General features: G+C 32.4%; 1 protein-coding gene. It reads right to left on the minus strand.

The window, feature by feature from the left end; genetic code table 11:
* A partial coding sequence (locus tag AC3DEV_RS16820) for a hypothetical protein (protein WP_488372838.1) occupies positions 1–490 on the minus strand: 490 nt, incomplete at both ends.

Below are 490 nucleotides of genomic sequence, written 5' to 3' on the forward strand. Positions count from 1 at the left end.
TGAATCAATTCCATACCAAAATATCCTTGAACACTAAATCCATCAAATCCTTCACCTTTAACAAAGGTTTTCCAGAACTTTTCATCTTCTACTTTACAAATTATGAAGAATGTACCTACAGGTAGGTCTGTAAATCCATAAGCTCTCGACCCATCATACATTTTATCTTTGATAATCCATTGTTGCTCGATATAAGCATCAACCATTTTGTCTTCGTGATTGAAATTGATTTTCCTATTTGTACCATTTTTATTAAACCTCTCAACCATCTTCTTAATTTGGTCTGGTTTAAACACAATAAAGTATTCACCATAATCATCATTACGATATATCTTAATATTGGGTATTAACGCTGGGCCTGCAAGTGATTGAGAATCTTCATAAGCTTTCAATTCAATCTTAACATCTTTCATTTCAGCAAAGCTCATAGCTTTAATCCCAATAGCTGGGTCTCTAACAATTGAAATCAATTGAAATCCTGTAGATGAAT

This window comes from Dietzia sp. IBK-p2-15D (genome assembly GCF_057773105.1).